A 6,209-nucleotide genomic window follows, 5' to 3' on the forward strand; every position below is an offset into this window, starting at 1 on the left:
AAACAGACTATATCTTATCACTTACTAAAAGTAAATAGATTTGTTTTAGTTCAAGACGTTACATTAAGTAAAATGATTCGATTTTTTTAGCAGAAGCGGGTATACTACAACTATAGAAAGGATGAGTGCTGATGGAAGAAGTCGCAATCCAACCGGCTCTTTGTCCCAAAGTCGAACATGCCTTTGAAATCTTAGGTAAGAAATGGACGGGTCTGATCTTACGTCACTTGTTGACGAAGACATGTCGTTTCAATGAGATTCAAGATGCCATTCCCGAATTATCAGGTCGTATGCTCACGGAACGTATGAAGGAGCTCGAAGCGGAAGGCATCGTCATCCGGACTGTCATTCCCGATCGTCCGATTAAGATTCAATACAGTTTGACCGACAAAGGGCGCCAACTCGAACCGGTCATTCGTTCCATTGAGGAATGGGCCGAACTACAAGACTAATGTATAGAAAAGCATCTTCTTTGGAAGGTGCTTTTTTATATGTCCTTTGACATTGATAATCATTATCAATTAAAGTAGAGAAGTACAGTGAAAGGAGGAAGATGCATGCATATCGCGATTGGATTCGTCAGCATGTCCGGTAATACGGAAGATATCGTCTCGCTCATTCAACATGAACTCGAGCAACACGATGTCGACGTGACGATCACGGAACTAGATCAATTCGTCGGGGAGGACTTATCACGTTTTGATGGTCTATTACTCGGCTCATATACATGGGGAGACGGTGATTTACCGTATGAAGCAGAAGACTTCGTCGAGGAGCTACGGGAACAATCCTTAGACGGGATACCGGCTGCTGCTTTTGGTTCGGGGGATCTTGATTATCCGAAGTACTGCGCAGCGGTTGATTTGATTGAAGACGCGTTAAAAGAAGCTGGGGCGACCCTCGTCACGGATGGCTTGAAGATTGAGTTTGATCCGAATACCCCGGAGAAACAGGCCGCTTGCCGCGCATTCGCACAGACGTTTCATCGCTTTTTACGACAGGTTCATTCTTGAGTGTCGTTTGAATCCGTACTGTAAGGGAATCGTTAAAACAGACTCTATGAAAGTGAGATGAATGTTTTATGACGATTCAAGCACTTGTCTTTGACGTCTACGGTACATTATTCGATGTCCATTCCGTCAAAGAAAAAGCCGAAGAACTTTACCCGGGTCACGGAGAAGCGATCAGCAAACGCTGGCGGGAGAAACAACTGGAGTACTCTTTCCTCCGACAATTGAACGGACAGTATGTGCCGTTCAGCCAAGTGACACAAGATGCTCTCCGCTATACGTTACTCGAACTGAAGCTCCATGTGACCGAGGAACAAATCACGACCTTAATGGAGACGTACCTGACGCTTAATGTATATCCCGAAGTTAGCTCCGTTCTCGAGACGATGGCGGACAAGCGCCTAGTCGTCTTCTCGAATGGTTCCCATGATATGCTCGATCCGCTGATTGAGCAGTCAGGCTTAGCCGATCGGTTCGAACATCTCGTCAGTGTCGATGATATCAAACAGTATAAGCCAGCACCTGCATCCTATATGCATGCCTTAAACACGCTCGGTCTAAAACGCGAGGAAATCCTCTTCATGTCCTCGAACGGTTGGGACATCACCGGGGCGAAGAGTTTCGGCTTCAAAACGGCATGGATCAATCGAAATGGACTTCCGGTCGAGGAATTGAATCTCGATCCCGATCGTATCTATGATGACTTGACGGGTATCACTGAATGGCAATGAACGAACAACAGCGGACTCCTATTTAGGAATCCGCTGTTTTCATGGATTTAGTAATTAGACAAACGTGAGTAACCCTTCTTGAATAGATCGAGTTTCAGACCGCCTTCTTTTTCGATGAAGAAGAGGTATTCGTTTTGATCCGTATCCTTATAGAAGACCTTAAATAACGTCAACGTCCGTTTTTTATTGTTCTCGACAGCCGTCACCTCATGCTTTGAGATGACCTCGGCTTGGACTTGTTCTGCATCCATCTTTTGAATCATTGGTTCGAATGACTTCTTTTCTTGATCCGTCACTGGTGTTCCGGAAGCAATCATGAAATAATCATCACTCGCCTTGTTCGTTAAACCATACTTCCGATCGACGATGACGACGTTACTGAGCTTACCATTGACTGTCTGATCAAAAGCATATAACTTTTGAATCCGGGTCTTTTCCCCTTCTGCTCGTCCGATTTCGTAAAGTGGACGTTGTTTCGTATTCGTCTCGACCGCTTTTTTATCGGGTACGAGTTCTTCCTTATAGGCGACTTGGTATGCGTTGACGATTTCTCGGATCTGAAGTCCGATCGCGACGATGACCAGTACCGCTAACAATGCGATGATGACTTTTTTCATTCCATTTCCCCCAAGTTGTTCGGATTCCTTACTTTAAATCTAGCCCAGGTTCTGCGTTCATGGCAAGTGTCGAATAGCGTAACGCGCGATACGGATGAATCGCAGCCGCTCCGATCATCGCTGCATTGTCTCCACACAGGTGCATCGGCGGAATGACGAGATCGATTCCTTCCTTCGCACACGCTGCTTCGAGACCTTGGCGTAATCCTTTGTTGGCAGCGACGCCACCAGCAAGCAGTAATTGACGTCCCCCTTTATCCTTCACGGCACGGACCGCCTTCGTCACGAGTACCTCGACGACGCTCGCTTGGAAACTCGCAGCTAAATCTTCCGGGATGATCGTTTCTCCCCGTTGTTCGGCGTTATGCACAGCATTGATGACTGCTGACTTCAAACCGCTGAAGCTAAAGTCATACGAATCCTTTTCGAGCCAGACACGTGGAAAATGGAACGTATCCTGACCAGTCTGTGCCAACTGGTCGATTCGTGGACCACCTGGATACGGTAACTTCAACGTCCGAGCAACTTTATCATATGCTTCCCCGGCGGCGTCATCCCGTGTTTCACCAATGACTTCATATACACCGTCTTCCGGCATGTAGATCAGTTCCGTGTGCCCACCTGATGCAATCAAACAGACGAGCGGAAACTCAAGCTCTTGCACGAGACGATTCGCATAGATATGACCTGCGATATGATGAACACCGATCAATGGTTTATTGTGAGCAAAGGCGAGTGCCTTCGCTGCGCTGACACCAACGAGCAGTGCTCCAACGAGTCCAGGTCCTTCCGTGACGGCGATCGCATCGATATCGTCGATCGTGACGTTTGCTTCCGTCAAAGCATCATCGATGACGTATGTGATCCGTTCAACGTGATGGCGTGAAGCCACTTCAGGCACGACGCCACCGAATCGTTTATGACTTTCGATTTGAGACGAGACGACGTTCGATAAGACGTCGATTCCTCCACGGACGACGGCAGCTGCCGTTTCGTCGCAACTCGATTCAATTGCTAGAATCAATGGTTGTGTCATAGGTCTTCTCCCTCCAGCTCCAGCCAGTAGATGGCAGCATCTTCATTGTTATCTTGATAATATCGTTTTCGGACACCGACATACTGAAATCCGAGTTTTTCATATAAAGTCCGCGCTGGTGTGTTCGAGACACGTACTTCGAGTGTCATCGCCCGCAAACTAAGCGCACGACCGACGGCGATCAATGCCGTTAGCAGATCTTCCCCGAACCCTTGTCCGCGATGCGACTGCTTGACGGCAATATTCGTAATATGTCCTTCATCCGCGATATGCCACAGACCAGCAAACCCAACGATACCATCTTGATCGGCAACGACATAATAGGCATTCGGATTTTGTGTCATTTCCGCTTCGAAGGCATCTAGCGTCCACGGTGTCGCAAACGATTCGAGTTCAACCGCATGAACACCTGCAGCGTCCTGTACGGTCATCCGACGAATGCCCTTACTCATGACGCTGTGCCTCAATCCATTTCGCCTCTGCTTCAGCTAGACGCAGGTATCGTGGTTCGAACGCATGCGCTTCGACCGTCTGGCGTGTTGCACCGAGTAAAGCGAGTACACCGGCACGTGGAGTCCGGAAAGCAGGAGCCGCCTTTTCAAATGGCTGAAGAATCTCTTCGAACGCATCGACGTCTCCTGTGACGAGCGTATCTGGCGGTAACGTCTTCACAAAAGAAGCGATCTCGACATGCTGTTCTTCACCGATTCGTTTCCCGGCGTCGTACACTCCGACAAACCCTGCTCCACGCCGCGCATCTTGAATTGCTGCGACACGTCCCGTATGACCTGTCGAAGCCGCCATCAGTTCAAGTGTCGAGATGGCAACGAGCTCGATGCCCAGTGTATAGGCGAGCGTCTTCGCTGTCGTCGCTCCAATCCGTAATCCGGTATAAGAACCAGGACCGTCAGCAACGACGACACGTGTCAGTTGAGCCGGTGTCCATTTTGCTTCCACCATCAAGCGCTCAAGCAACGGCATGAGTTTCGTCGCATGATTCAAGAACGTGACATAAGAAGCTTCTGCTACGATCTGTTTCCCGTCTGAAAGAGCAACCGATAATTGTTTCGTCGATGTATCAATAGCTACGATTTTCATGATTTCAATCCCTCACATAATGTAATGTATCGTTCTCCGATCGGCGTCAGCTCAAAACGTCGACTATCATCACCCGTTCGCGTGATCGTGATTGCCAAACGTTCAGGTGGGAGGCTGTCCGCGATCAATTCAGACCACTCGACGACGGCGACGCCTTCACCGTTCAAATATTCTTCAAGTCCGATATCATCACCGGAACCTTCCAAGCGATAGACATCCATGTGATAAAGAGGAAGACGTCCCGTATAGACTTTCATGATCGTAAAGGTAGGGCTGTTGACGTGACGCGTCACACCTAACCCTTTCGCAAAGCTTTGCGTAAAGGTCGTTTTCCCAGCACCTAAATCCCCATCGAGCGTAATGACCATTCCCGCTTCAGCACGTCGTCCGAGTTCAAGGGCCAAGGCAGTCGTTTCTTCCAAGCTGTTCATTTCCAGTTCTATCATACGATGTCTCCTCCTTTAATACGTACTGTTCGTCCTTCTCTATTGTACCGAACGAAAAAGGCAAAAAAAAATACGAAACGCTGAACGTTTCGTAGTAAAGTTGAAGTTAAGTTTAAAATTGGTTGCGGGGGCCGGATTTGAACCGACGACCTTTGGGTTATGAGCCCAACGAGCTACCAGACTGCTCCACCCCGCGACGATAAACGTTTCGGATTTGATTATTTAAAAATTGGTTGCGGGGGCCGGATTTGAACCGACGACCTTTGGGTTATGAGCCCAACGAGCTACCAGACTGCTCCACCCCGCGATGATATAACGTTTCGACAGATATTAATATAACATGCGTCTTTTAAATTGGCAAGTCTTTTTGCCTTATTTCTTTTTACTAACTGTCATAATGAATATTCTTCTATACTGATACGAAAGGAGTGAGCAGATGGGATACTTATTAGATTTACGAAAGATCGTAGGCAACCGACCGTTGATCAGCGTGGGTGCGACCGTACTCGTCATGAATTCACAACATGAACTGCTATTTCAATATCGTTCGGATACACACAGTTGGGGACTCCCCGGTGGTTCGATGGAACCAGGTGAGACACTTGAAGAAGTTGCGATGCGCGAGTTGCAGGAAGAAACCGGACTTCAAGCACGCAGCGTTCAGCTGCTAGACGTCTTCTCGGGTCCTGATTACTTCTTCCGTTATCCAAATGGCGATCAAACCTACAGTGTGATCCATCTCTTTCAAGCAAAAGACGTATCGGGTACCTTACAAATGACGGACGGAGAGAGTCTCGACTTACAGTATTTCTCCCTGAATCAATTACCAACACCTCTTGAAGCACGTGCTGCAGCGCTCTTACGCCAAGTCACGCCTCGTCTTCTTAGCACAACCCCTTCTTTTTAATCTAGATGCTTCGCTTAAACTGACGTGATGGCGGATTGACGTCCATTCGTCAGTTTTTTTTCTTTCTTATCTAAAAGGACTACACAAAAAGACCGACCTGCAATCTGCAGATCGGTCAAGTGCCTGGCAACGTCCTATCCTCACAGGGGGAAGCCCCCAACTACTTTCGGCGTTCAAGTGCTTAACTTCCGTGTTCGGCATGGGAACGGGTGTGACCACTTGGCTATCGTCACCAGACGACGGGCTCGCGCCCTCAAAACTGAAGTCATCAACAAGCATCTGCTAGAACAAGGCCTCGACCGATTAGTATCACTCAGCTCCACATGTCGCCATGCTTCCACCCGTGACCTATCTACCTCATCGT

9 protein-coding genes, 2 tRNA genes and 1 rRNA gene are annotated in these 6,209 nt (G+C 48.2%); 4 read left to right on the plus strand and 8 right to left on the minus strand.

The window, feature by feature from the left end:
* The first annotated feature begins 131 nt into the window (after positions 1-131).
* The 3 genes from KNQ08_RS11515 (at position 132) to KNQ08_RS11525 (ending at position 1,741) form a co-directional block, all read left to right on the plus strand.
* Positions 132-452, plus strand: a complete 321-nt coding sequence (locus KNQ08_RS11515) for a winged helix-turn-helix transcriptional regulator (protein WP_023469609.1) — start codon at positions 132-134, stop codon at positions 450-452.
* 105 nt (positions 453-557) lie between these two features.
* The gene (locus KNQ08_RS11520; protein ID WP_214771801.1) at positions 558-1,013 is read left to right on the plus strand and encodes a flavodoxin; all 456 of its coding nucleotides are present in this window, start codon (positions 558-560) and stop codon (positions 1,011-1,013) included.
* A gap of 68 nt (positions 1,014-1,081) precedes the next feature.
* Positions 1,082-1,741, plus strand: a complete 660-nt coding sequence (locus KNQ08_RS11525; RefSeq protein ID WP_149427970.1) for a haloacid dehalogenase type II — start codon at positions 1,082-1,084, stop codon at positions 1,739-1,741.
* A gap of 47 nt (positions 1,742-1,788) precedes the next feature.
* Here the strand turns inward: KNQ08_RS11525 and KNQ08_RS11530 are convergent, their stop codons facing one another.
* From KNQ08_RS11530 to KNQ08_RS11560, 7 genes are all read right to left on the minus strand, one after another.
* Entirely contained in the window at positions 1,789-2,358 is a 570-nt protein-coding gene (locus tag KNQ08_RS11530) for a hypothetical protein (protein WP_058704191.1), read from the minus strand.
* 28 nt (positions 2,359-2,386) lie between these two features.
* Complete coding sequence (tsaD, locus tag KNQ08_RS11535; protein ID WP_214724240.1) at positions 2,387-3,394, minus strand: tRNA (adenosine(37)-N6)-threonylcarbamoyltransferase complex transferase subunit TsaD; 1,008 nt, start codon at positions 3,392-3,394, stop codon at positions 2,387-2,389.
* Positions 3,391-3,846, minus strand: a complete 456-nt coding sequence (gene rimI, locus KNQ08_RS11540; protein ID WP_214724242.1) for a ribosomal protein S18-alanine N-acetyltransferase — start codon at positions 3,844-3,846, stop codon at positions 3,391-3,393. Before rimI ends, tsaD begins: the two co-directional genes overlap by 4 nt.
* Positions 3,839-4,492: a tRNA (adenosine(37)-N6)-threonylcarbamoyltransferase complex dimerization subunit type 1 TsaB gene (gene tsaB, locus KNQ08_RS11545; protein ID WP_214724244.1), complete on the minus strand. Its 654-nt coding sequence runs from the start codon at positions 4,490-4,492 to the stop codon at positions 3,839-3,841. The genes rimI and tsaB overlap by 8 nt, the downstream gene beginning before the upstream one ends.
* Positions 4,489-4,938: a tRNA (adenosine(37)-N6)-threonylcarbamoyltransferase complex ATPase subunit type 1 TsaE gene (gene tsaE, locus KNQ08_RS11550; RefSeq protein ID WP_023469616.1), complete on the minus strand. Its 450-nt coding sequence runs from the start codon at positions 4,936-4,938 to the stop codon at positions 4,489-4,491. The genes tsaB and tsaE overlap by 4 nt, the downstream gene beginning before the upstream one ends.
* Before the next feature lie 119 nt (positions 4,939-5,057).
* Positions 5,058-5,134: transfer RNA gene (locus KNQ08_RS11555), tRNA-Met, on the minus strand.
* Between the two features lie 34 nt (positions 5,135-5,168).
* A tRNA-Met gene (locus tag KNQ08_RS11560) sits at positions 5,169-5,245 on the minus strand.
* Between the two features lie 129 nt (positions 5,246-5,374).
* Between KNQ08_RS11560 and KNQ08_RS11565 the strand changes: the two genes are divergently transcribed.
* Entirely contained in the window at positions 5,375-5,845 is a 471-nt protein-coding gene (locus tag KNQ08_RS11565; protein WP_214724246.1) for an NUDIX hydrolase, read from the plus strand.
* A 121-nt stretch (positions 5,846-5,966) separates the two neighbouring features.
* Here the strand turns inward: KNQ08_RS11565 and rrf are convergent.
* A 5S ribosomal RNA gene (rrf, locus tag KNQ08_RS11570) occupies positions 5,967-6,082 on the minus strand.
* Positions 6,083-6,209 lie beyond the last annotated feature (127 nt).

Source organism: Exiguobacterium sp. s46, from assembly GCF_018618875.1.
GTDB lineage: Bacteria > Bacillota > Bacilli > Exiguobacteriales > Exiguobacteriaceae > Exiguobacterium_A > Exiguobacterium_A abrahamii.